Consider the following 404-nt stretch of genomic DNA (forward strand, 5'->3'; position numbering starts at 1 on the left):
CCGCCAGCTGCAGAATGGCACGACGATGATGCTGCCCACCGAGGACAGCCTCTGGGTCGGCGCCGAGCTCACGCGCCGCTTCGGCCTGCCATACTGGACGCTGACCACCTCGGCCACCGATGCCAATCGCGGCGCCATCCGCATCGCCCGCATGATCACCGGCCGCCCGAAAGTGCTGGTCTTTTCCGGCTGCTATCACGGCGGCGTCGAGGAGGCGCATGTCGAGATCCGCGACGGCAGGATCGGCATGCGCAACATGATCCACCCGAACGGCGTCGATCATTCGGCCGTATCCCGGGTGGTCGAATTCAACGATGTCGCCGCGCTCGAGGAAGCGCTCTCGCATGGCGATGTCGCCTGCGTTTTGACCGAGCCGCTGATGACCAATTTCGGCATGATCCCGG

1 protein-coding gene is annotated in these 404 nt (G+C 65.3%); it reads left to right on the forward strand.

Annotation, left to right across the window (positions count from 1 at the left end; translation table 11 throughout):
- A partial coding sequence (locus tag EN742_RS37500; RefSeq protein ID WP_128334018.1) for an aminotransferase class III-fold pyridoxal phosphate-dependent enzyme occupies positions 1-404 on the forward strand: 404 nt, incomplete at both ends.

Origin of the sequence: Mesorhizobium sp. M4A.F.Ca.ET.020.02.1.1 (assembly GCF_004022645.1) — a bacterium.
GTDB lineage: Bacteria > Pseudomonadota > Alphaproteobacteria > Rhizobiales > Rhizobiaceae > Mesorhizobium.